General features: G+C 57.9%; 3 protein-coding genes. All 3 read right to left on the bottom strand.

Features of this window, described 5'->3' with window-relative positions; all coding sequences use genetic code 11:
• Positions 1-291: type II toxin-antitoxin system VapC family toxin (gene vapC / locus OQZ28_RS17640; RefSeq protein ID WP_458136707.1), on the bottom strand; the 291-nt coding region annotated here is incomplete at its 3' end.
• The gene (locus OQZ28_RS17635; RefSeq protein WP_034931116.1) at positions 288-482 is read right to left on the bottom strand and encodes a type II toxin-antitoxin system VapB family antitoxin; all 195 of its coding nucleotides are present in this window, start codon (positions 480-482) and stop codon (positions 288-290) included. The genes vapC and OQZ28_RS17635, both read right to left, overlap by 4 nt.
• 64 nt (positions 483-546) lie before the next feature.
• The coding region (locus OQZ28_RS17630) for a PIN domain-containing protein (protein WP_458136706.1) at positions 547-872 on the bottom strand (326 nt) is incomplete at its 5' end.

Below are 872 nucleotides of genomic sequence, written 5' to 3'. Positions count from 1 at the left end.
GGTATCAATGGTCTTCCGGATGGTGATGCCTCTGCCGCGCAGGTCACGAAAATATCGTGCCGCCTCGATCATGACATCACGTCCCCCGATCTCCACCAGATCCAGGGCACCAAGCATCCGCCGTGCCTTGTTGAAATCCCGCTCACTCGCAAATCCCTGGAGAACTTCCGTCATCATCAGATCCCCAATAGCGACAGGTTCTTCTCCCAGAAGCCGGTCCAGAACATCAACCTGTGGCGTCACCGTACCCCGGAAAAAATCGATCCAGACCGAAGAATCCACCAGAATCATGCGTCGGAGCGCATGGCATCGAGATCACCCTGCCAGTCGAGCTTTCCCCGCAAGGTGCGGAGCTCCCGCTGCTGCTTCAGCCTGATCAGCATACGCAGTCCCAGTTCCACGGCTTCCCGTTTGGTCTTCACACCGGCCGCTTTCAGCGCATCGGTCATGAGGGCATCGTCAATGATGATGTTTGTTCGCATGATGTGTATCTCCAATAGAAATAATACACATTAAATCATCCGCTCTCAAGCATGCCGCAGGACATCAGGTCTCCTCCCACGGATTGAGAACCCGCACACCGGCCGCCTCGAAAGGAGACACGTCGCGGCTGGCCACGACATAACCCCGGGATGCAGCGGTGGCTGCAATATAGCCATCTGCCTTGCCAATTGCCCGACCTTCTGACCTGGCCCGCACCATCAGTTCGGCATAGGCCTGAGACGCCGCCAGATCGAACGACAGAACACGCCCCGCGAACAAGGGCAATACCTCCTGTTCCAGCCGCTCATGCAGTACAGAACGCCGCCGACCGGTCGGCATCGCCCCGATCCCGAAACGCAGTTCCGCCACCGTGACGGCAGACAGGAAAA

This window comes from Komagataeibacter sp. NFXK3, assembly GCF_054182245.1.
Note: the sequence above shows the minus strand (reverse complement) of the source record. Positions and strands in the feature narration are given on the sequence as shown.

Bases quoted from the DNA above. Each gene is read 5' to 3' on its own strand.
- OQZ28_RS17635 (WP_034931116.1), bottom strand. From the start codon at position 482: ATGCGAACAAACATCATCATTGACGATGCCCTCATGACCGATGCGCTG.